Genomic DNA, 21,972 nt, shown 5'->3' with positions numbered 1-21,972 from the left:
CCGAGGGCTCCTCTTCCCCCGGCCATACGATCATTTGTACCGTCCGTGCCGCTGCAGGACCTCGATCTTGTAGCCATCGGGATCGGTGATGAAGAAGAAGCGGGCAAGCAGCGCCCCGTCGCGGTTGAACTCGACGATCTTGCCCGGGTTAAGGCCGAGATCCGTCAACCGCTTGTGTTCGGCGTCGAGGTCCGAGACGCTGACCGCAAGATGGCCGTAGCCGGTCCCAAGGTCATAGGCCTCCTCGCGGCCCTTGTTGACCGTGAGTTCAAGCTCGAACTCGCTCTCCGCATTGCTGAGATAGATCAGGGTGAAGGTCTCGAAATCGAGACGTTCTGCGACTTCCAGACCGAATGCCTGCACGTAGAAGGAAACGGATCGGACCTCTTCCAGAACTCGGATCATCGAATGGATCATTTTGGCCAATGGGCTGTTCCTCGCATGCTGACAGATGTCATGCAGAGAGGATGTCGCTATTTTCCGGACGGCTGGTAGCAGCCCATTACCGCAGCCGATTTTTTTCGCCGGCAGATGTGGCCATTCTTCGCAGCCGGGCGAGGCAGTTTAGGAAAGACGGAAATTGACCAGAGCTGCGGCGCGCAACATAATGCCCCAAAAGACCGAAAACCTAAGAAACGAAAACCAGGGAGGAGCATGCCATGTGTGAAGTCTTCGCAGGACAGGACCCGGGCCGATATCGCGCGGTGAACCGCTCCGTCCGCATCGGTGGTCATTCCACCAGCATCCAGCTTGAAGCCGCCTTCTGGGTGCTGATCGACGAGATCGCAGCCAGCCAGAATTTCTCGACATCCCGCTTCCTGTCGACGCTCCACGACGAAGCACTGGAGATCAACGGTTCGGTTTCGAACTTTGCATCCCTGCTTCGGACGAGCTGTCTGATCTACTTGATGAGCAAGGCGCAGAACCCGGCACAGCCGCCCGAATTCCACATCATCGCCGCCGAGTAGAGGCAAACAAAAAGCGCGGCCCGATGAATACCGGGCCGCGCTTCAGTTCCGATCGCCGTCTTGGGTCGGCGCGGAAGTATTATTCTGCCGGCTGCAGTTCCGGCTGGATGTCGTCCTCTTCGAGGACCTTGCCACCGAGTGCTGCATGGAAGAGCGTCTGGTCGAGTTCACCTTCCCAGCGCGCGACGACCACGGTTGCCACCGCATTGCCGATGAAGTTGGTGAGCGCCCGGCATTCCGACATGAAGCGGTCGATACCAAGGATCAGCGCCATGCCGGCAACCGGCACCGCGGGCACGACCGAAAGGGTCGCAGCCAGCGTGATGAATCCAGCGCCGGTGATGCCAGCAGCCCCCTTCGAACTCAGCATGGCGACGGCCAGCAGCAAGATCTGGTCGCCGAGCGGCAGCTGGATATCGGTCGCCTGGGCGATGAAGAGCGCCGCCAGCGTCATGTAGATATTCGTGCCGTCGAGGTTGAAGGAATAGCCGGTCGGGATGACGAGACCGACGACCGAGCGCTTGCAGCCGGCCTTTTCCATCTTGTTCATCAGGCCCGGAAGGGCTGCTTCCGACGACGACGTCCCGAGAACGAGCAGAAGCTCTTCCTTGATGTAGCGGATCAGCGCCAGGATCGAGAAGCCGTTGTAGCGGCAGACGGCGCCGAGGATGACCGCCACGAACAGGAAGGACGTTATGTAGAAGGTCCCGATCAGCATGGCGAGATTGGTGACCGAGCCGATGCCATACTTGCCGATGGTGAAGGCCATGGCGCCAAAGGCACCGATCGGTGCTGCCTTCATCAGGATGGCGACGAGCTTGAAAACGGGCGCGATAACCGCCTGCAGGAAGTCGGTGACCGGCTTGCCGCGCTCGCCGACAAGCGCCAGCGAAATACCGAACAGGATCGAGAAGAACAGCACCTGCAGGATATCGCCATCCGCAAACGCTCCGACGATCGTCGTCGGGATGATGTTCATCAGGAAGCCTGTGATCGACGAGTCATGCGCCTTCTCTGTATAGGTCGCAACGGCCGCAGCATCGAGCGTGGCCGGATCGATATGCATGCCCGCACCGGGCTGCACGACATTGGCGACCACGAGGCCGACGATGAGCGCAAGCGTCGAGAAGGTGAAGAAGTAGAGCATCGCCTTGCCGGCGACGCGGCCGACCTTCTTCATATCGCTCATGCCGGCAATGCCGGTGGCGACCGTCAGGAAGATGACCGGAGCAATGATCATCTTGACCAGCTTGATGAAGGCGTCACCCAGAGGCTTCAGCTGTGCGCCGATCTCGGGATAGAAATGGCCGAGCAGGATGCCAGCGACAATCGCGGCGAGGACCTGAACATAGAGAAGCTTATAGAAGGGCTGCCGGCCCTCGGGCGCGTGCTCTGCGGTGTCGATATGCATGTTTTCCTCCATGGTCGCCCTGACGGAACGAGTTCCGGCCTCCCGGGCGGTGGCTCAACTGACTGGGAAGCGGCGTGGCCGCTTGGAACAAAGGTTAGCAAGGCGCGTGCCACACCGAGGAAATGGATCTAAAACTCTGAAAGAACTGGATTTTATCCGCATACAGACTTGATTCACTGAATCAAGACGTGCGGTATTCCGCACAGACTTGATATGTTAGGATGCGATCTACCGCACACCTTACCAGGACCTACACACGTGATGCCGCCCTTTCGAAGCTCAAGTCGCACACTCTGGCTCATTTGTGCCGTTGTGGCAGTTCTGCTGTCAGGCCTCGCATTGTTCTACGCCGGCGAGAGGGGCAAGATCCTGGCTCTGAACAAGGTGGCAGAAGACGCGCAGACCGACGCGGAGCTGAAGCGCGCATTGTTGATTGCCGTGCTCGACCGGTCACGCACCCTGCCCTACGTGCTGGGCACGGACGCCGAACTGGCCGACACATTGCAGACACCCGGCCCCGGCAGCGTCAACCGCCTGAACGAAAAGCTGGAGGCCCTGCACTCGGGAACCGGCGCATCCGTGATCTATGTCGTCAACACCGAGGGATTGACGATCGCCGCCAGCAACTTCCGTCAGCCCGACAGCTTCGTCGGCAGCAACTATGCCTTCCGCGAATACTTCACCGGGGCGATGGCGAGCGGCACGGCCGAACAATATGCGCTGGGCAATGTCAGCCGCAGGCCGGGGCTCTACCTTTCCCGCCGCGTCGATGACGCTGCCGGTAAGCCGCTGGGCGTCGTCGTCGTCAAGGTCGAGTTCAACGAGCTGGAGCAGGACTGGCAGCGGTCCGGGCGCCCGACCTATGTCACCGACACCAGAGGCATCGTCCTGATCACCAGCCGTCCGGACTGGCGCTTTTTCACCATCACCGACATCCCGCAGCAAGATCGGCTGGCAATCCGCGACAGCCTGCAATTTGGCGAAGCCCCGCTTTTGCCAGTCCCGATCTGGTCGCTCTTCGACCTTGACGGACACACGATGGTGGCGACCGACACCTCCGGCGCTCTTCCACGCCAGCCGCATGTCGCTGAGACCCTGCCGGTGCCCGGCACGCCCTGGACCTTGCACCTGCTGGCGCCCGCCGCAGCAGCGATGGATGCCGGCACCTTGCAGGGGCGCACCACTGCGGTCGCGTTTGGCCTGCCCTTGCTCGCCGCGGCTGGCTTTTTCCTCTATCGCAGCGGTCGTGCTGCCCGCCGCACAGCAGAGGCGAAGGCCGCGCAGGCGGAACTTGAACGTCAGGTGACCCTGCGCACGGCAGAACTCACCGAAGCCCGCGACCGCCTTGAGGCCGAGATCGCCGAGCACCACGCAACCGACATCCGCCTGCAAGGCGTGCAGCAGGATCTCGTCCAGGCCAACCGTCTGGCGATCCTCGGCCAGGTAGCAGCCGGCGTGGCGCATGAGATCAACCAGCCCGTGGCCACCATCCGGGCCTATGCCGACAATGCCAAAGCCTTCCTCGATCGAGGCAAGGCAGAGACGGCAAAAGAGAATCTTGGGCTGATCGCGGAGCTCACCGACCGCATCGGCGCGATCACCGGCGAATTGAAGGGGCTTGCCCGCAAGGGCCGGCAGGCGGCCGAGCCCGTCGAACTCAAGGCCGCGATCGACGGCGCCCTCTTCCTGCTCAAGAGCCGCTTTGCCGGCAGCTTCGATCGCCTCACCATTGGCGACGTCCCCCCCGATCTCCAGGTGCTCGGCCAGCGCATCCGCCTTGAACAGGTTCTGATCAACCTCCTGCAGAATGCGCTCGAAGCTATTGAAGGCAAAGCAAATGGCGCGATCACCATTGAGCTGACGCGCCTCACCGACGACGAGCTCGATCTTGCCCTCAGCGATACTGGCCCCGGCCTACCGGCTCACGTTAGGGACAACCTGTTCATACCTTTCACCACCTCCAAGGAGGCAGGGCTCGGCCTGGGCCTCGTGATCGCCCGTGACATCGTCACTGAATACGGCGGCCGGCTTTCGGTCGAAACCAGCGCTGCAGGCACCACCTTCACCATCACCTTCAAGAGGGCACGGGCATGAGCAACGGCATCGAGATCATCCTTGTCGACGACGACCAGGCTTTGCGCCGCGCCACGCGCCAGACTCTGGAGCTGGCCGGATATGCCGTGCGCGATTTCGGCGCCGCTGCCCAGGCACTGGCGCAGCTGTCGCGGGACAGCGAGGCTGTCGTCGTCACCGACATCCGCATGGCCGGCATGGACGGGCTGGAACTCTTCGCCCGTATCCAGAGCCTCGATCCGGATCTGCCGGTCCTGCTGATCACCGGACACGGTGACGTCGACATGGCCGTAAATGCCCTCCACGACGGCGCCTACGACTTCATCGCCAAACCCTTCCCCGCCGATCGGCTCGTGCAGAGCGTTGCCCGGGCCGCCGAAAAACGTCGGCTGGTTCTCGAAAACCGCCGCCTGCGTGAGGCGGCCACGGCCACACCCGACGATCTGCCGCTGATCGGCCAGACGCCGGCCATGGAGCATCTGCGCCAGACGCTGCGCCAGATCGCGGACACCGATGTCGACGTGCTGATCGCAGGCGAAACCGGCAGCGGCAAAGAAGTGGTGGCGACTCTGCTGCACCGGTGGAGCCGCCGCGCCCGCGGCAATTTCGTGGCGCTGAATTGCGGCGCACTTCCAGAGACCGTCATCGAAAGCGAACTCTTCGGCCACGAGCCGGGCGCTTTCACCGGCGCCCAGAAGAAGCGGATCGGCCGGATCGAACATGCGAGCGGCGGCACGCTGTTTCTCGACGAGATCGAGAGCATGCCGCTTTCCACCCAGGTGAAAATGCTGCGGGTTCTGGAGATGCGCGAGGTAAGCCCGCTCGGCACCAACGTGGTGAGGCCCGTGGATCTGCGCGTCGTCGCCGCCGCCAAAGTCGATCTCGGTAACCCGGCCGAGCGCGGCGAATTCCGCGAGGACCTCTATTATCGCCTGAATGTCGTGACGATCTCGATCCCGCCGCTTCGCGAACGCCGCGCTGACATCCCGCTGCTCTTTGCCCACTTCATGACTCGCGCCGCCGGACGCTTCCGCCGCGACATACCGGTCATGACGACCGAGGTGCGCCGACATCTGGAGAGCCACGAATGGCCGGGTAATGTCCGCGAGCTCTCGCATTTTGCCGAGCGTGTCGTGCTTGGCATTACGCCGCCGCCGAAACAGACGTCAGGGACACCCGCACCGGGCCTCACCCTGCCTGAGCAGATGGAACGCCACGAGGCTGAGCTGATCCGCGAAGCACTGCGGTCGACGAAGGGCGACGTGCGCTCTACGATCGAGACGCTCGGCATTCCGCGCAAGACCTTCTACGACAAGCTCCAACGCCACGGCATCAACCGCGCTGATTTCGAATAGCTAAAGATCGTCATGTCCCGTCAGGCGATCGCCCGGATGGCCGCGACCACGTCGTCGTCGATCACGACGCCTTCGGCTTCGGCGACACGAGCCAGTCCCTGCCCGCGCCGCCCGGGAATGCGCGCGCCTTCCTGCGCCCCGATTTCATCCGCCAGCAGCGCCAGCCGAGAGAAGACGCCAGGGCCACCTGTCGCCGTTGGATCGATGGCGATGATCGTCTGGCCGAGCGCCACGGGCGGCCCCTTGTCGTCGAACAGGGACGAGGCCTCGAAAGCGTAGTTGGCACCGATCAGGCCCGCCGAGAGAATCTCGACCATCATCGCAAGCGCTGCTCCCTTCGCACCGCCGAGCGGCGCCATGAAGCCGTCCATCGCACGGTTGGCGTCCGTCGTCGGCTGGCCATCGGCATCAAAGGCCCAATCATCGGGGATGGCCTCGCCCTTTTGCCGCGCCGCCATGATCTTGCCGCGCGCCACCTTGGAGAGCGCCAGATCGACGACAATGGGCTCGCCATCCTCGATCGGCACGGCAAAGGCAATGGGGTTGGTGCCGTAAAGCGCCTTGTTGCCGCCCCAAGGGGCCATGGAGGCCGGGGCATTGGCAAACATCAGCGCCGCCAGCCCGCGCTCTGCGAAACGCCCGACCGTCAGCCCCATCACACCGGCATGGTGCGAGCGGTAAATGGTGGCGATCGCAATACCCTGCTCGCGCGCGATGCCGGGCAACATCTCGACGGCAAGATCGAGCGCCGGATAGGCGTAGCCGTTCATCGCATCGATGGCGACGACGCCCGGCCTTGGTCGCGACGCCTGCGGCTTGGCCAAGCCATCCACCTTGCCGGCCCGCGCCTGGGAACTATAGGCCTCGACCCGGCGCAAGCCGTGACCGCCTTGTCCGGCGGCTTCGGCGGCCACAAGCGCACGGGCCACGGATCGCGCATTGGTTTCATCCACGCCAGAACGGTTCAGCGCGTCGGCGACCAGCGCCTCGGCTTCTACAAGTGTGAGCTTCATCGAAGAACCATGAGAGTATCGAGGGAAAGCAAGCTCAACCGCGCATCGACGCTGCAAGATTGGCGGCGGCAGCGGAAAGCAGGCTGACATCGGTCGAAGACGCGAAGAAACGAATGCCGGCCTTGCGCGCCATCGCAAGCATGGCCGGATCGCCGGACATGATGCCGACCGGTTTGCCGGCAGCGACACCCTTGCCGATCACGGTTTCGACGGCCTGCATGACCTCTGGATGCGTGGGGTTGCCGCGATGGCCCATGTCTGCCGCAAGGTCGGCCGGCCCGATGAGGATTGCGTCAACACCCGCAATCGTGATGATGGAATCGGCGTTCTCGACGCCGAGACGGCTTTCGATCTGCGCGATCAGGCAGACCTCGGTATTGGCCGTCTCCGCGTAATCGGCGATCCGCCCGAAATCCGAGGCACGACCGAGGCTCGCCCCCATGCCGCGGATCCCCTCCGGCGGATAGCGCAGAGCCTTGGCCAGGCGCTCTGCCTCTTGCCTCGTCTCGACCATCGGGATCATCACGGTCTGCGCGCCGATATCGAGCGCCTGCTTGATCAGCCAGCTTTCGCCGACCGGCAGCCTGACGACGGGATGCGCCGGATGCCGCGCCACCGCCGCCAATTGCGCCGCCATCAGCGGAATATCGTTCGGTCCATGCTCGCCATCAATGAGAATCCAGTCGAAGCCGGCCCCGGCACAGACTTCTGCGACATGCGGGCTCGCCAGCGCCACCCAGAAGCCGACAAGCAGTTCGTTGGTGTCATAGAGGGCGGCTTTGAAGGCATTCTTGGGGGCGGGCATGGGCATTCTCCAACTGCAGGACGTGTCGACGCGGCGTGTTTGACGCTGAAGATGCGCTCTGGCGGACGCAAACCGCAAGGCCCAATCAGACGGCTTTGGTACGGATGCCGGGGCGAAGCAGGAGTTGAAGCCGAACGGTCCGTCATGATACGGGCAGAACCTTCAAGCGCAGGAATTGACCCATGCTCCCCTGGATCCAGCTCGACACGGCCAAGATACCCGGCGGCGGCGAATTGCGCCTGAAGAGCCGAGGATCAGAATTCTCCATCATGCTCGGCACCAACGAGCTGATGAACAGCCGCCTCAGCGGCTCCGAAGAAGCACTCGCCACCCTCGCCTTCGAGCGGATCGCGACCCACAAGCGCCCACACATCCTGATCGGCGGCCTCGGCATGGGCTTCACGCTGCGCGCCGCCCTCGCTGTCTTGCCTCAGGATGCGAAGGTGACCGTGGCCGAACTCGTGCCCGCCGTCGTCGACTGGGCACGCGGCCCCATGGCCGAGATCTATGCCGGCAGCCTCGACGACCCCCGCGTTGCAATTCACGTCGGCGACGTCGGCGCGCTGATCGCCAAGTCGAAGGGCCACTTCGACGCCATCCTGCTCGATGTCGATAACGGACCCGATGGCCTCACGCGCGAGGCGAATGACGGCCTCTATTCCCATGACGGGTTACGCAAATCCAAGTCGGCCCTCACCCGCGGCGGCGTGCTCGGCGTCTGGTCACAGGGTCCAGATCCCTACTTCACGCGCCGCTTGAAGGACTGCGGCTATGGCGCAGAAGAGATTCCCGTCCGCGCGGGGAGAACCGGTCGCGGCAAGAAGCATGTGATCTGGATGGCGAAGAACGGGCCGTTTGCTCCGAAGAGCTGAGCCGACACGCCAACATACCCCCTCTGGCCTGCCGGCCATCTCCCCCACAAGGGGGAAAGGACGCGCGGATGCACTTCCACCAGCTTGAGCGCAAACAACCTTCTGCCGATGGCAAAGCGGTCAACTAGAGGCGCAGACGGCAGGGCTGGGTTAAGCCCTCCCCCTTGTGGGGAGGGTTTGGGAGGGGACTTTCTTTAGCCCCACAGCCCACGCAGCGGCAGCGGCATGATCGCGCCGTCATAGGCAATCGAAGGCTCCCGATCCCGCGCCAGAAGCAGCGGCCCGTCGAGATCGACAAAAGCAGCCCCCTGGCCGATCAGAAAGGCCGGGGCCATGGCAAGCGAGGTGCCGACCATGCAGCCGACCATGATTTCGAAACCTTGTGCGACCGCCGCATCGCGCATCAGAAGCGCTTCCGTCAGCCCGCCCGTCTTGTCGAGCTTGATGTTAACAGCATCATACTTGCCCTTCAGCGAGGCGAGCGACGCCGTGTCATGGCAGCTCTCGTCAGCACAGACGGGCAGAACGCGGTCCAACCCAAGCAGCGCATTATCGGAACCCGCCGGAAACGGCTGCTCGACCAGCTTCACCCCGAGATCGAGAAAGACAGGCGCCAGCGCCTTGTATTGCTCAAGGCTCCATCCTTCATTGGCATCGACGATGATGGCGGAGTTCGGCGCACCCGCCCTGACGGCACGAATGCGTTCCACATCCCCCTCGCCGCCGAGCTTGACCTTCAGAAGCGGCCTGTGCGCCTCCTTCTCCGCCGCTGCCTGCATGCTCTCAGGCGTGCCGAGCGACAGCGTATAGGTCACCGACAGCGGCGTAGGCTCTTGTAACTTCAGAAGTTGCCAGACTGGCTTGCCCGCCCGCTTGGCCTCCAGATCCCAGAAAGCGCAGTCAAGCGCGTTGCGCGCAGCCCCCGGCTTCAGCCGGTCCTGCAGCCCAACCCGATCCAACCCTTGCGCCACCTCCGGCACGAGCGCCGTCAGCACCTCGACGACACTCTCGACCGTCTCGCCATAACGCGCATAGGGCACGCATTCGCCCTGCCCCACATGCACGCCGTCCGTCAGCCGTACGACGACTACCTTCGCCTCGGTCTTCGACCCGCGCGAAATCGTGAAGCTGCCTGCAATCGGAAAGCTCTCCGGTGTGACGGTCATCTGGATGGGCATAGTGGGGACCTCCCTGCGGGACACGCCGCGAATCGCTGCTCTTGCATGAACAAGCAATCCTTTCTATATCCGTCAACAATCAGACCGGCAGCCGCCGTGGGTGAAAAGCCCCGCAACGCTTGGCCAGGATCCCCTGAAGTGGGGGACATGATCCGGTCGCATGAAGCACAGAGACGAAGCCCGTGAACACGCTGGATTTTGACAAGAGACCGGAAGATACGCGCGTTGTCGTCGCCATGTCGGGCGGCGTGGATTCGTCCGTCGTCGCCGGCATCCTGAAGCGCGAGGGCTATGACGTCCTCGGCATCACGCTGCAGCTCTATGACCATGGCGCTGCCGTCCATCGCGCCGGCTCCTGCTGCGCCGGCCAGGACATCGACGATGCCCGCCGCGTCTGCGAAACGCTCGGCATTCCCCATTACGTGCTCGATTACGAACAGCGTTTTCGCGACACCGTGATCAACCCGTTCATGGAAAGCTATGTCGCCGGCGAAACGCCGATCCCCTGCGTGGCCTGCAACCAGACGGTCAAGTTCGCCGATCTGCTGACGACCGCACGGGAACTCGGCGCCGATGCGCTGGCAACCGGCCATTACATCCGCTCGAAGTCCGTGCCGCTCGCCAATGATCCCGGCCACCGCGCCCTCTTCCGCCCGATCGATAGCGAACGCGACCAGAGCTATTTCCTCTTTGCGACCACGCAGGAGCAGATCGACTATCTGCGCTTCCCGCTCGGCGCCATGTCGAAGGCGGAAGTCCGCGTGCTTGCCGAAGAGATGGGCCTCGTCGTCGCCCAGAAGGCCGACAGCCAGGACATCTGTTTCGTGCCCCAGGGCAAATATGCAGACGTGATCAACAAGCTGAAGCCGAATGCAGCTTTGGCCGGTGACATCGTGCATCTCGATGGTCGGGTGCTGGGCAACCACGAAGGCATCCTGCATTACACGATCGGCCAGCGGAAGGGTTTGGGCGTCGCCACCGGCGAACCGCTCTACGTCATCTATCTCGACGCCCGCTCGCGCCGCGTCATCGTCGGCCCGAAGGAAGCGCTGGAAACCCACCGCGTCTATCTGCGCGACATCAACTGGCTGGGCGACCGCACGCTGGCCGAAGACGCCGCAGACGGCATGCCCTGCTTCGCCAAGGTGCGCTCCACCCGCCCGCCGACGCCTGCCGTCCTGCATGCCGACGAGCGCGGCGTCTATGTCGATCTCGAAATCGGCGAAGCCGGTGTCGCCCCCGGCCAGGCCTGCGTGCTCTATTCGGCAACCGGCGCCGATGCCCGCGTCTATGGCGGCGGCTTCATCGAGCGGTCGGAACGCTCCGGCACCGCGGAAGCTTCGCTGAAGGCGCTTCTCGCCAGCCCCGTGGCGGCCTGAAGCAACGGCTTTCGGGCCGCTGTCAGGCTCTTCGGCCAAGCCGGTGGAAAGCCACGTTGTTTTTGGCCAGACCGCGCTTGACTTTGATCGGACCCTCGCCTTATAAGCCGCCCATCGCTTCGGACGGCGACGGCCTCAAGGCTAAAGTGTCCGATGTGTGGCGGGGTAGCTCAGGTGGTTAGAGCGTGGGATTCATAACCCCAAGGTCGGCGGTTCAAGTCCGCCCCCCGCTACCAAAATTTTCCTATTTCACTGATGCTTGAGATGGCCGATTGCATCGGCGCTACGTTAGATCGCTAGTCATCCTCTGCCATTCTTGACGCCCAACCGATTTCCCGCAAAGATTGCACCAGTCATTGTGGATACGCGATTGGATGACATGAGATGGCCAGCAATACGCCGAAACGCCGCGTTCCGATGGCAGGCGCCTTGAAAGACAGCGATGGCGGTGGCACATTTGAAGCCATGGAACAGCGCGTCAAAGCCCTAGAAGACGATATGAAGCGGGTCCTGCAGGATACCGCCGAGATCAAGGGCATGCTGCGCGCAGCACCCTCCGCGATCGAGTTCGGCGAGCTGAAAGGCCGTGTCAACAGCCTGCCGACCATGGGCAAGGCGGCCGCCATGCTGTCGATCGCCACGGCGGTGATTGTCATTCTCAACAACTGGACGGCAGTGCGGTCCTGGCTCGTCGGCTAATACGCCCTCACCGCGCCGCCCAAACCAACCCTCTCCGCACAATCTCCCGCATCTGCGGCACCTCGAACTCCGCCGCCTGATGGCCGAGGGAGGAGTAGAACACCCTGCCCTGCCCGTGGCGGCGCTTCCAGACGACCGGCATCACATGCCCGTCGATCCACTCATCGTGCTCGCCGGTAAAGGTGGTCGTCGCCAGCACTTCGTTGTTCGGGTCGACATGCATGTAATACTGCTCGGAGCGATAGGGGAAATCACTGACGCCTGTTACGAGCGGGTCGTCGGGTTTCACGATATTGACCGTGTAATCATAGATGTTGCCGGGATGGGCGACCCATTGGCCGCCGATCATGTATTGATACTGGACGCAGTCACGAAAGCTGTCGCCCGCCTGGCCGTGGAAGCCGCCGAGGCCGACGCCGCCGCGAATGGCAAGCTCCAGGTTCTCGATTTCCGGCTTCTCGATCCTGGTCATCGTCAGCATCGGCACGATGAGGCTGTAGTCGCGGATGACGGAATCGGCAAAGGCCTCGGTGCCCGCCTCGACGCGGACGGTAAAGCCTTCCGCCTGCAGCATGTCGGCGACGACGGCGGCGCATTGTTCGGGCTGGTGCCCGTCCCAGCCGCCCCAGCAAATAAGAACCTGACGCATGTGAACTTCCCTGTTGTTGTGTTCAGCGGCCGATCAGGCCATCGATGAGCGACTGTTCGAGCGGCGCCGGCCGCTCCACAGTGGTGCTGATGCCAACCGTCTCGCCCCGGTCGGAAGCCGTCTGGAAGGCTTCCATGACTTCGAGCACATGCAGCGCCAGATCCCCGTTCGCCCGATGCGGTCGGTCAGACAGGATGGCATGCGCCATGTCGGCGACGCCAAGCGAGCGCCAGTTTCCGTCGGCATAGGGAAACGTCACCGGCTTGCCTTGCGCCTCGCCCGTCAGCGGCAGGACAAACACGTCGCCGCCGAAATGATTGGGATCGGGCACGATCAGCGTGCCCTCGGTGCCATAGACCTCGAGCGGCTTGTGCCAGTGGGCCGCGACATCGAAGCTCATGGAGATCTGCACCACCGCGCCATTGGCAAAAGACATCAGCCCCGCGACATGCGTCGGCACATGCACGGGGATCGTCTCGCCCCGGCGCGGCTCGCTGCCGATCTTTCTGCTGTCCCGCACCTTGGTGGCAAAGCCCGCCACCTTCTCGACAGGGCCGAAGAGATTGACGAGATCGGTGATGTAGTAAGGCCCCATGTCGAGCATCGGCCCGCCACCGGCCTCGTAGTAGAAGTCCGGATTGGGATGCCATCGCTCATGGCCGGGGCACATGAAGAAAGCCGTGCCGCCGATCGGCTGACCGATCACACCCTGATCGATCAGCCCGCGCGCCGTCTGATGGGCGGCGCCGAGAAAGGTATCGGGGGCGGAGCCGACACGGAGATCGAGCGATCTCGCCGCCTCCACGAGCCGCTTGCCCTCGGCAAAGGTGACGCCGAGCGGCTTTTCCGAATAGACATGTTTGCCAGCGGCAAGCGCTTTCAGCCCCACCTCGACATGCGCCTTGGGGATCGTCAGGTTGACGATGATGGCAACCTCGGGATCGGCATGCAGCTCGTCGATGGTGCGCGCCGGCACGCCGAATTCCGCGGCCCGCGCTTGCGCGAGCTCTGCATTGAGGTCGGCAATTCCGCAGACCTTGAGAATGGGAAAATGCTGGAGCGCCTTGAGATAAGCGCCTGAAATATTGCCGCATCCGATGATGCCGATGCCGACCTGCTGCATGCTCTGGAAATCCTCGCTCCCGGACGAATGTCCACCTGCGATCGCCGGGCAAGAACGCAACCGTTCCTCCTCGCTGCCTAACGATCGCCCGGCAGACTGGTGGCAAATGCGACTGACGTCAACGCCTGTTTCTCGCCAGGCGAGCATGCGGGGCAGCCCTCCACCGACATCCCCACCCCTGATTGGGGGATGCGAGATCCGGGGGCGGTTAAGAAAACCTTTCGTTAAATTTTAATGAATAGGATGGTGGGCCTGTAGCGAGGTTTTGTCATGCGTACCGCTCTCATATCTGCCCTCGGCGTCATGCTGATGCTGTCGGCCTGTGCCAAGCCGCCATCCCAGACCCGCAATGCCTGCGCGATTTTCGAGCAGCGCGACGGGCTGTTCAACAACTGGCGCCGCGCGGCAATCGCCGCCGAGCGCGAATATGGCGTGCCAGTCCCGATCCTGATGGCGACGATCTATACGGAATCGAGTTTCCGCCACAACGCCAAGCCGCCGCGCAAGAAGATCCTCGGCTTCATCCCCGGCAAGCGCCAGTCGACCGCTTATGGCTATTCCCAGGCCCTCGACGGCACCTGGGAACGCTACCAGCGCGAAACCGGCCGCTGGGGCGCCCGCCGCACCGACTTCGCCGACGCCATCCGCTTCATCGGCTGGTATCACCGCGAGAGCGCGACGAAGGTCAACATCCCCTTGAACGACCCCTACAAGCTGTATCTGGCCTATCACTCCGGCCATACCGGCTATCTGCGCGGCGCCTACAACAAGCGCCCGGAGGCGCTGAGGGGTGCGAAGCGGTTTACCGACATCACCTATACCTACGCCAAGCAGTTGCAGCAGTGCCCGGGCTGAGGGAGAGCTGATCGGGCGGTTCGGCCATTCAACACTTGAGGCTAAACGCCTCAAGGTCTAAAGCTTCAGGATCGTCAGCGAGAAGGAGTTTGATGCGCAGTAACGACAGCCTTTGAACCCTATGGGAACGGCTCGACAGCCGAACGCTGTCGCATGCGCATCAACAACACGACTGACGGAACAATCATGAAATACGACCTGAAGATCCGGGCTTTTCTGCCCGAGGATACCACGCGCCTCGTCGCTATCTGGCGTGCGGCATCTGAGAAAGGGCATCCCTTCCTCGCCCGAGAGCAACTGGACGTCCAGGCGACCCTCGTGGCCGACCATTACTTGCCCCTGGCGGAGACCCATGTGGCGCTGCGGAACAGCGAGATCGTCGGCTTCATCAGCCTACTGGACCAAACCATCGGCGGCCTCTTCGTCGACCCGAGCCACCATGGGACGGGCATCGGCCGGCATCTCGTGGAGCATGCCTCGCAACTCCGCTCAAGTTTGGAGCTGGAGGTATACACCCTCAATGAAAGCGCCCGCCGCTTCTACGACCGGCTTGGGTTCATGGAGACAGGCCGCCGTCCGAACGACGACAGCGGACTTCCCTTCGAGTTGATCAAGCTCGTGCGCTGACGCAAAAAAGGCCCGGCCGAAAGGCCGGGCCCCAACATGTTTTGGGTTGCAGAGTGCCGACGCACTCAGCCTTGTTCGACACCCTGGATCGCCGAGATCTGCCACTTCGTGGCGGGACGCCGCGCGAAGGTCCAGAGCTCAACCGATTCGGTGGGCGTGTTCGGATCGCCCTCGACCACGTCGCCGCTCTGGCGGTCGACGACATAGTCGATCGCCTCATAGCGCATGGCGACGGTCGCATATTCCATCTTGTCTTCGGCCCAGCTCTCAGCCACGTCGCCCTGCACAAGGTGCACGTCGCGCACCTCGTTCTTGACACCCTTGGTGGCATTCTCGCTCAGTTCCTCGGCGAGATAGGACATGGCTTCCGGCGTCGTGATGCGGCGCAGCGAACCATAGTCCTCGGCCGCATAGGCGCGCTGCATCTCCTGCAGCAGCTCCTCGAAGCGCTCGAGATCCTGCGGCGTGATGCCGAGTTCGTCGGACTGACCGGACCGGCGAGCGGAAGCCATGGACGATACGCCGCCGCCACCGAGTTTCGGGATCTGGAAGCTCGGACGAGCCTGATCACCGCTCTGGTTGTCACGCGCCATGCCGCCAAAGCCGCCGAAACCCGGCGCATTGCCCGGACCGGACGCCGTCGCCTGCCGATTGGCAAACATGCGCATCGCAAAGCGGATCAGGAAGAAGATCAAGAGGCCCTGCAGGAGCAGGCCAAGGATGCCGAAGCCGCCGCCGAAGCCCGTGCCCATCAGCATGCCGAAGAGGCCGCCGAGCAGCAGGCCACCCATCAGACCGCCGGCGAGACCGCCGAACAGACCACCCGGACGCGCAGCCTGATTGGCCGCCGTCGACTGGGCAGCACCGGGCTGGTTCGCATTGGTGCGCGGTGTCATCGTCCGTTCGATCGGCGCGGCCGGAGTTGGCGCGGTGCGTGTTGCCGCAGGAGCGTCAAAAGTGCGCGTGCCGCGGCTGCCGAAGCCGCCGCTGGCGCGACGCGCTTCGGCAAAGTCGACGGCCACCAGCGTGACCATCATGCCAAGCGCAAGCGTCGCGAATGTTTTTGCGTATTGCCGCATCGTGTTTCCTGTCCTCCTCGAAACAGTCTTGAATGCCTTTTCAGGCTTGTCTCTCATATGGAGAGAGTTCGCTCTCTTTTGAAGAGAGAGCGAGCCGATTTCCATTGAATTTCAGGTGATCGAACTCAGGCTCCAAGCCAGAACTTGATGATCAGTCCGACGATCGTGATCGCCATCACGCCGCCGGCCCAAAGGCCGACGAACCACAGCAGGCGGCTGGCAAAGAGGCGTTTGTCCATCAGTGATAGCCCTCGTCAGGATTGAGCTTTCCACGGAAGACCCAATAGGCATAGGCCGTGTATCCGAGGATCATCGGCACGAGGATAACGGCACCGTAGAGCAGGAAGGCAAGGCTCTCGTCGGGTGCTGCAGCCTCCCAGATGGTCAGCGATGTCGGCACGATATAGGGATAGAAGCTGATCCCGATACCAGCATAGCCGAGGACGAAGAGGCCGAGTGCAGCCAGGAAGGGCCGCGCGTCATGGCCTTTGCGCAACCCGTTGACGATCACGTATAGGCAGCCGAGCACCAGAACCGGAACGATGATCGAGAAGATCAGCGTCGGGAACTTGAACCAGCGCTCGAAATAGAGCGGTTCGAGCCAGGGGGTCCAGAGGCTGAAGACGCCCATCGCCCCGACTGTGGCAAACGACAGAGGCAGCGCGAAGGACCGCGCCCGATCGGAGATCTCGCCTTCCGTCTTCATCACGAGCCAGGTCGCGCCGAGAAGCGCATATCCGATGACAAGAGCGGCACCGGTCGCCAGCGAAAACGGCGTCAGCCAGTCCCACCAACCGCCGGAATAGGCACGGTTCTCGACAGGGATCCCCTGAACCAGGGCACCAAGTGCCACGCCCTGGAAGAAGGCCGCGACGAAGGAGCCACCAGCAAAGGCCCAATTCCACAGATACTCCGCGCGCTGCGTACGCCAGCGGTATTCGAAGGCGACGCCCCGGAAGATCAGCCCAAGCAGCATGATGATCAGCGGCGCGTATAGGGCGGGCAGGATCGTCGCATAGGCGAGCGGGAAGACCGCGAGCAGCCCGCCGCCCCCGAGCACCAGCCAGGTTTCGTTGCCGTCCCAGACGGGCGCCACCGAGTTCATCATCAGATCCTTCTCGTGCTTTTCAGGAAAGAAGGGAAAGAGGATGCCCACGCCGAGATCGAAACCGTCGAGGATGACATAGGCAAGCACGGCAAAGGCGATGATGCCGGCCCAGATGAAGGGAAGATCAATGGGCATGTCTGCCTCCATGGTGTCCAGGCTGGGCGGCCGGCGTGATGCCGGAGGTGCGGATCGGGCCATCGTCGAGATCCGGCATCGGATCGCGCGGCAATCGTCCCATCAGGCGCAGGATGTAGAAGGTGCCGGCACCGAAGACGATGAAATAGACGACGATGAAAGCGATCAGCGAGGCCGCGACCGCGGGAGCTGCGATCGGCGAGATCGAATCGGCCGTTAGCAGATGGCCATAGACCGTATAGGGCTGACGCCCGACCTCGGTGGTGATCCAGCCGGCGAGCACGGCGACGAAACCCGAGGGTCCCATGACCAGGGCCGCGCGATGCAGCCATCCACTGGAATAGAGCGTGCCCTTCCAGCGACACCAGAGCGAGAAGAGACCGACACCCAGCATCGCAAAGCCAATGGCGATCATGACACGGAAGGACCAGAAGACGATGGCGACTGGCGGTTCCTTGTCGTCGGGGATCGTATCGAGGCCCGCAAGGGGGGCGTTCAAATCATGCTTCAGGATCAGGCTCGAAAGTTTGGGGATCTGGATCGCGTAGTCGATCCGCTTCTCTTCCGTATTCGGAATGCCGAAGAGGATCAGCGGCGCACCCTCCGGATGGCTGTCGAAATGGCCTTCCATGGCCATGACCTTGACCGGCTGATACTCCAGCGTGTTGAGGCCGTGCATGTCGCCAGCAAAGATCTGGATCGGCGCAACGATCGCTGCCATCCACATGGCCATGGAGAACATCTTGCCGGCGCGGCGCGGCGCCGTGCGCTTGACGAGATGCCAGGCTCCGACCGCGCCGACGACGAAGGCAGTGGTCAGATAGGCGGCGATGACCATATGAACAAGGCGATAGGGGAAGGACGGGTTGAAGACGATCTTCCACCAATCAACAGGCACGAACTGCCCGACATCGTTCATCGCGAAGCCTGCAGGCGTCTGCATCCAGGAATTAACCGAGAGGATCCAGGTTGCCGAGATCAAGGTTCCGAAGGCGACCATCAGTGTCGCGAAGAAGTGCAGCCCCGGCCCGACCCGATTGCGACCAAACAGCATGACACCGAGGAACCCCGCCTCCAGGAAGAAGGCGGTCAGGACCTCGTAACCCATCAAGGGACCGATGACCGGCCCGGCCTTGTCGGAGAAGACCGACCAGTTCGTGCCGAACTGGTAGGACATCACGATGCCCGAGACGACGCCCATGCCGAAAGCGACAGCAAAGATGGTCTTCCAGAAGTCGAAGAGCTCCAGATAGACCTTGTCCTTCTTCCAGAGATAGAGGCCTTCAAGCACGGCAAGGTAGCTCGCAAGCCCTATGGAAAAGGCGGGAAATATGATGTGGAACGACACGGTGAAGGCAAACTGTATGCGTGCCAGGAGTTGTGCGTCGAAGTGCTCGAACATGGGATGTCCCTTCCTTCTCTCCTCCCGGAGATGATAAACATCAACTATACCCTCGCACTGCATACGCAATGCGACAACCCGCCATGCGTCAGTTCAACGCATATATTTTTCCATATGTAACTTTGCGTTTGGCCGAAAGCAGCCGAAAAACAAAGACGGCGCGGGTTTGATCCCGCGCCGTCTTCGTCGATGATATCGAGAACGTCGATCAGTCTACGTTGAACACCAGAGGCTTGGCCTGCTTGACGGCCGGATTGGCGGTCAGCTGATCGAGAACCGCCTGCTCGACGGGACCGTCGACATAAAGAAGGGCGATGGCGTCGCCACCTTCCTTGTCGCGACCGAGCTGGAAGTTCGCGATGTTGACCTTGGCATTGCCGAGCGTGGTGCCCATGAAGCCGATCATGCCGGGAACGTCGGTGTTCGAGATGTAGATCATGTTCGGACCGACATCGGCGTCCATGTTGATGCCCTTGATCTGGATGAAGCGCGGCTTGCCATCCGAGAAGACAGTGCCGGCAACCGAGCGGGTCTGCTTCTCGGTGGTGACGGTGAGCTTGATGTAACCGTCATAGACGCCGGTCTTGTCACGCTTCACTTCCGAAACGATGACACCCTTTTCCTTGATCATGATCGGAGCCGAAACCATGTTGACGTCGGCCACCTGCGGGCGGATGAGACCGGCCAGCAGCGCAGACGTCAGCGCCTTGGTGTTCATGCCGGAGGTCACGCCGTCATAGAGGATCTCGATTTCCTTGATCGGATTTTCGGTCATCTGGCCGGCAAACGAGCCGAGCACGTCGGCGAGACGGATGAACGGCTTCAGGATCGGCGCTTCCTCAGCCGTAATCGACGGCATGTTGATTGCGTTGGAGACGGCACCCTTCATCAGATAGTCCGACATCTGCTCGGCAACCTGCAGAGCAACGTTTTCCTGGGCTTCCGTGGTGGAGGCGCCGAGATGCGGGGTGCAGACGACGTTTGGGAGGCCGAAGAGCGGGCTCTCGGTCGCAGGCTCGACTTCGAAGACGTCGAAGCCGGCACCGGCGACATGGCCGGACTTGATGGCGTCGGCAAGGGCTGCCTCGTCAACCAGACCGCCACGGGCGCAGTTGACGATGCGGACACCCTTCTTGGTCTTGGCAAGCGCTTCCTTCGACAGGATGCCGCGCGTCTTGTCGGTCATCGGCACATGCAGGGTGATAAAGTCAGCCTTGGCGAGCAGCTCGTCGAGTTCGACCTTGGTGACGCCCATTTCTTGGGCGCGTTCGGTCGACAGGAAGGGGTCATAGGCCAGAACATGCATGCCAAGGCCGATCGCCTTCTTGCAGACGATGCCACCGATATTGCCGGCGCCGATAACGCCGAGCGTCTTGCCGGTGATTTCGACACCCATGAACTTCGACTTTTCCCACTTACCGGCCTGGGTCGAGACGTCGGCCTGCGGGATCTGGCGTGCAACAGCGAACATAAGTGCGATGGCGTGTTCGGCCGTCGTGATCGAGTTGCCGAAGGGCGTGTTCATCACGATGATGCCACGCTTGGAGGCAGCCGGGATATCGACATTGTCGACGCCGATGCCGGCGCGGCCGATGACCTTGAGGTTGGTCGCAGCAGCGATCAGCTTTTCCGTCGCCTTCGTGGCTGAACGGATGGCGAGACCATCGTAGTTGCCGATGATTTCGGCGAGCTTTTCCTTGTCCTTGCCGAGCTTCGGCTGGAAATCCACTTCGACGCCGCGATCACGGAAGATCTGGACGGCGGTTTCAGACAATTCGTCGGATACGAGAACGCGAGGTGCCATGACGAGGCCTCCTTCAGAGAGTTCGTTTGAAGAAAATGAGGAGAATTGCTAGGCTCCGCCGGTCAGGCGGAGCCGAATTGATCAAGGATCAGGCAGCAGCCTTGGCCAGAGACGCCTTCTGCGTCTCGTAGGCGAAGGTGAGCCACGGCATCAGCGCCGCCATGTCGGCAGTCTCGATCGTGGCACCTGCCCAGATGCGAAGGCCGGCCGGTGCATCGCGATAGGCACCGATGTCATAGGCGACACCCTGCTTCTCGAGAATGCTGGCAATACCCTTGGCAAAGGCGGCCTGGGCATCGGCATCGAGTGCCGTGACTTCGGGATCCACGATCTTGACGCAGACCGAGGTGTTCGAACGTGTCGCATCGTCGACGGCGAGATTGGCGATCCAGTCATTTTTCTCGATGAAGTCGAAGATGACCTTGGCGTTGGCGTCGGCACGGGCGATCAGGGCTTCGAGGCCACCGATCGACTTTGCCCACTTCAAGGCATCGACATAGTCTTCGACGCAGAGCATCGACGGCGTGTTGATGGTTTCGCCGACGAAGATGCCTTCAATCAGCTTGCCGCCCGAAGTCATGCGGAAGATCTTCGGCAGCGGCCAGGCCGGAACGTAAGTCGTCAGGCGCTCGACGGCGCGCGGGGACAGGATGATCACGCCGTGACCGCCCTCGCCGCCCAGAACCTTCTGCCAGGAGAAGGTGGTGACATCGAGCTTGGAGAAGTCGAGGTCCTGCGCAAAGGCAGCAGACGTGGCGTCGCAGATCGTCAGGCCCTTGCGGTCAGCCGGGATGAAGTCGGCGTTCGGAACGCGCACGCCCGAGGTCGTGCCGTTCCAGGTAAAGACGACATCGCGGTCGAAATCGACTTCGGCAAGGTTCGGAAGCAGGCCGTAATCGGCATTGAACTTGCGGACATCGGCAAGCTTCAGCTGCTTCACCACATCGGTGACCCAGCCGGCGCCGAAGCTTTCCCAGGAGAGCATGTCGACGCCACGTTCGCCGAGCAGCGACCACATGGCCATTTCAACGGCGCCCGTGTCAGAGGCCGGAACGATGCCGATGCGGTAGTCAGCGGGAACGTTCAAGATTTCGCGGGTAAGGTCGATGGCCAGCTTCAGCTTTTCCTTGCCGACCTTGGCGCGGTGCGAGCGACCGAGCGGGGCATCGGAGAGAGCATCGAGCGACCAACCGGGGCGCTTCGAGCAGGGGCCAGACGAAAAATGAGAATTTGCCGGACGCGCGGCGGGGGCGACGATATCAGCCATATAGATACCCTTCCAGGTAATTAGCCTCTCGTTGGGGAGAGGTGTCCCGCCGTCGGAACTACTCCTGTCGCCCCAATCAGTCAAGCGGGTCCACGTCGCATCAGGAGAAATTTTTGTTCCGTCTGCGCCGCCTCGACTATGGGCTGCAACGCAAAAGGGCCGCCCGAAGG

At 62.3% G+C, this 21,972-nt stretch carries 20 protein-coding genes and 1 tRNA gene; 9 read left to right on the top strand and 12 right to left on the bottom strand.

Going from position 1 to position 21,972, the window contains the following annotated elements; genetic code table 11:
• Window positions 1-30 precede the first annotated feature (30 nt).
• The gene (locus BW978_RS08735; RefSeq protein ID WP_076394168.1) at window positions 31-426 is read right to left on the bottom strand and encodes a VOC family protein; all 396 of its coding nucleotides are present in this window, start codon (window positions 424-426) and stop codon (window positions 31-33) included.
• A 233-nt stretch (window positions 427-659) separates the two neighbouring features.
• Here BW978_RS08735 and BW978_RS08730 point away from each other — a divergent pair, with 233 nt between their 5' ends.
• Entirely contained in the window at window positions 660-968 is a 309-nt protein-coding gene (locus BW978_RS08730; protein ID WP_069044070.1) for a ribbon-helix-helix domain-containing protein, read from the top strand.
• Between the two features lie 79 nt (window positions 969-1,047).
• Here BW978_RS08730 and BW978_RS08725 read toward each other — a convergent pair whose 3' ends face one another.
• Window positions 1,048-2,379, bottom strand: a complete 1,332-nt coding sequence (locus BW978_RS08725; protein ID WP_139330401.1) for a dicarboxylate/amino acid:cation symporter — start codon at window positions 2,377-2,379, stop codon at window positions 1,048-1,050.
• Window positions 2,380-2,691: 312 nt separating this feature from the next.
• Between BW978_RS08725 and BW978_RS08720 the strand changes: the two genes are divergently transcribed.
• The gene (locus tag BW978_RS08720; RefSeq protein WP_083697559.1) at window positions 2,692-4,473 is read left to right on the top strand and encodes a sensor histidine kinase; all 1,782 of its coding nucleotides are present in this window, start codon (window positions 2,692-2,694) and stop codon (window positions 4,471-4,473) included.
• Window positions 4,470-5,807 carry a sigma-54-dependent transcriptional regulator gene (locus BW978_RS08715; RefSeq protein WP_076394162.1) on the top strand — a complete coding sequence of 446 codons (1,338 nt, stop codon included), beginning with the start codon at window positions 4,470-4,472 and terminating at the stop codon, window positions 5,805-5,807. The genes BW978_RS08720 and BW978_RS08715 overlap by 4 nt, the downstream gene beginning before the upstream one ends.
• Window positions 5,808-5,827: 20 nt before the next feature.
• Here BW978_RS08715 and BW978_RS08710 read toward each other — a convergent pair whose 3' ends face one another.
• Together BW978_RS08710 and BW978_RS08705 are read right to left on the bottom strand one after the other, a co-directional pair.
• On the bottom strand, window positions 5,828-6,820 hold the full coding sequence (locus BW978_RS08710; protein ID WP_076394160.1) for an Ldh family oxidoreductase: 993 nt from the start codon (window positions 6,818-6,820) through the stop codon (window positions 5,828-5,830).
• A 34-nt stretch (window positions 6,821-6,854) separates the two neighbouring features.
• Complete coding sequence (locus BW978_RS08705; protein WP_076394158.1) at window positions 6,855-7,625, bottom strand: HpcH/HpaI aldolase family protein; 771 nt, start codon at window positions 7,623-7,625, stop codon at window positions 6,855-6,857.
• Between the two features lie 182 nt (window positions 7,626-7,807).
• On the opposite strand from BW978_RS08705, the gene BW978_RS08700 reads away from it, so the two are divergent.
• Window positions 7,808-8,497, top strand: a complete 690-nt coding sequence (locus BW978_RS08700) for a spermidine synthase (protein WP_076394156.1) — start codon at window positions 7,808-7,810, stop codon at window positions 8,495-8,497.
• A 194-nt stretch (window positions 8,498-8,691) separates the two neighbouring features.
• Here the strand turns inward: BW978_RS08700 and dgcA are convergent, their stop codons facing one another.
• Window positions 8,692-9,675 carry an N-acetyl-D-Glu racemase DgcA gene (gene dgcA / locus BW978_RS08695; protein ID WP_175616860.1) on the bottom strand — a complete coding sequence of 328 codons (984 nt, stop codon included), beginning with the start codon at window positions 9,673-9,675 and terminating at the stop codon, window positions 8,692-8,694.
• Window positions 9,676-9,857: 182 nt separating this feature from the next.
• Here dgcA and mnmA point away from each other — a divergent pair, with 182 nt between their 5' ends.
• The 3 genes from mnmA (at window position 9,858) to BW978_RS08680 (ending at window position 11,753) form a co-directional block, all read left to right on the top strand.
• The gene (gene mnmA / locus BW978_RS08690; protein ID WP_076394154.1) at window positions 9,858-11,054 is read left to right on the top strand and encodes a tRNA 2-thiouridine(34) synthase MnmA; all 1,197 of its coding nucleotides are present in this window, start codon (window positions 9,858-9,860) and stop codon (window positions 11,052-11,054) included.
• A 159-nt stretch (window positions 11,055-11,213) separates the two neighbouring features.
• Window positions 11,214-11,290 (top strand) — tRNA-Met (locus BW978_RS08685).
• 148 nt (window positions 11,291-11,438) lie between these two features.
• A complete protein-coding gene (locus BW978_RS08680; RefSeq protein WP_076394152.1) occupies window positions 11,439-11,753 on the top strand; it encodes a hypothetical protein in 315 nt (104 codons plus the stop codon).
• Between the two features lie 7 nt (window positions 11,754-11,760).
• Here the strand turns inward: BW978_RS08680 and BW978_RS08675 are convergent, their stop codons facing one another.
• On the bottom strand, window positions 11,761-12,402 hold the full coding sequence (locus BW978_RS08675) for a ThuA domain-containing protein (RefSeq protein ID WP_076394150.1): 642 nt from the start codon (window positions 12,400-12,402) through the stop codon (window positions 11,761-11,763).
• 22 nt (window positions 12,403-12,424) lie between these two features.
• Window positions 12,425-13,525: a Gfo/Idh/MocA family protein gene (locus tag BW978_RS08670; RefSeq protein WP_076394148.1), complete on the bottom strand. Its 1,101-nt coding sequence runs from the start codon at window positions 13,523-13,525 to the stop codon at window positions 12,425-12,427.
• 270 nt (window positions 13,526-13,795) lie between these two features.
• Between BW978_RS08670 and BW978_RS08665 the strand changes: the two genes are divergently transcribed.
• Window positions 13,796-14,380: a transglycosylase SLT domain-containing protein gene (locus tag BW978_RS08665; RefSeq protein ID WP_076394146.1), complete on the top strand. Its 585-nt coding sequence runs from the start codon at window positions 13,796-13,798 to the stop codon at window positions 14,378-14,380.
• Between the two features lie 186 nt (window positions 14,381-14,566).
• Entirely contained in the window at window positions 14,567-15,007 is a 441-nt protein-coding gene (locus BW978_RS08660) for a GNAT family N-acetyltransferase (RefSeq protein WP_076394930.1), read from the top strand.
• 65 nt (window positions 15,008-15,072) lie between these two features.
• Here the strand turns inward: BW978_RS08660 and BW978_RS08655 are convergent, their stop codons facing one another.
• The 5 genes from BW978_RS08655 to BW978_RS08635 all read right to left on the bottom strand — a co-directional run bounded on the left by BW978_RS08655 (window position 15,073) and on the right by BW978_RS08635 (window position 21,802).
• Entirely contained in the window at window positions 15,073-16,086 is a 1,014-nt protein-coding gene (locus BW978_RS08655; RefSeq protein WP_076394144.1) for a Tim44 domain-containing protein, read from the bottom strand.
• Between the two features lie 238 nt (window positions 16,087-16,324).
• A complete protein-coding gene (gene cydB / locus BW978_RS08650) occupies window positions 16,325-17,329 on the bottom strand; it encodes a cytochrome d ubiquinol oxidase subunit II (RefSeq protein ID WP_076394142.1) in 1,005 nt (334 codons plus the stop codon).
• Window positions 17,319-18,731 carry a cytochrome ubiquinol oxidase subunit I gene (locus BW978_RS08645; RefSeq protein WP_076394140.1) on the bottom strand — a complete coding sequence of 471 codons (1,413 nt, stop codon included), beginning with the start codon at window positions 18,729-18,731 and terminating at the stop codon, window positions 17,319-17,321. Before BW978_RS08645 ends, cydB begins: the two co-directional genes overlap by 11 nt.
• A 208-nt stretch (window positions 18,732-18,939) precedes the next feature.
• Window positions 18,940-20,535: a phosphoglycerate dehydrogenase gene (gene serA / locus BW978_RS08640; protein WP_076394139.1), complete on the bottom strand. Its 1,596-nt coding sequence runs from the start codon at window positions 20,533-20,535 to the stop codon at window positions 18,940-18,942.
• An 88-nt stretch (window positions 20,536-20,623) separates the two neighbouring features.
• The gene (locus tag BW978_RS08635; RefSeq protein WP_076394137.1) at window positions 20,624-21,802 is read right to left on the bottom strand and encodes a phosphoserine transaminase; all 1,179 of its coding nucleotides are present in this window, start codon (window positions 21,800-21,802) and stop codon (window positions 20,624-20,626) included.
• Window positions 21,803-21,972 lie beyond the last annotated feature (170 nt).

It is taken from the genome of Rhizobium sp. RU33A (assembly GCF_900156055.1).
In the GTDB taxonomy this organism is placed as follows: domain Bacteria; phylum Pseudomonadota; class Alphaproteobacteria; order Rhizobiales; family Rhizobiaceae; genus Allorhizobium.
This window is presented reverse-complemented; position numbering and strand designations above follow the sequence as displayed.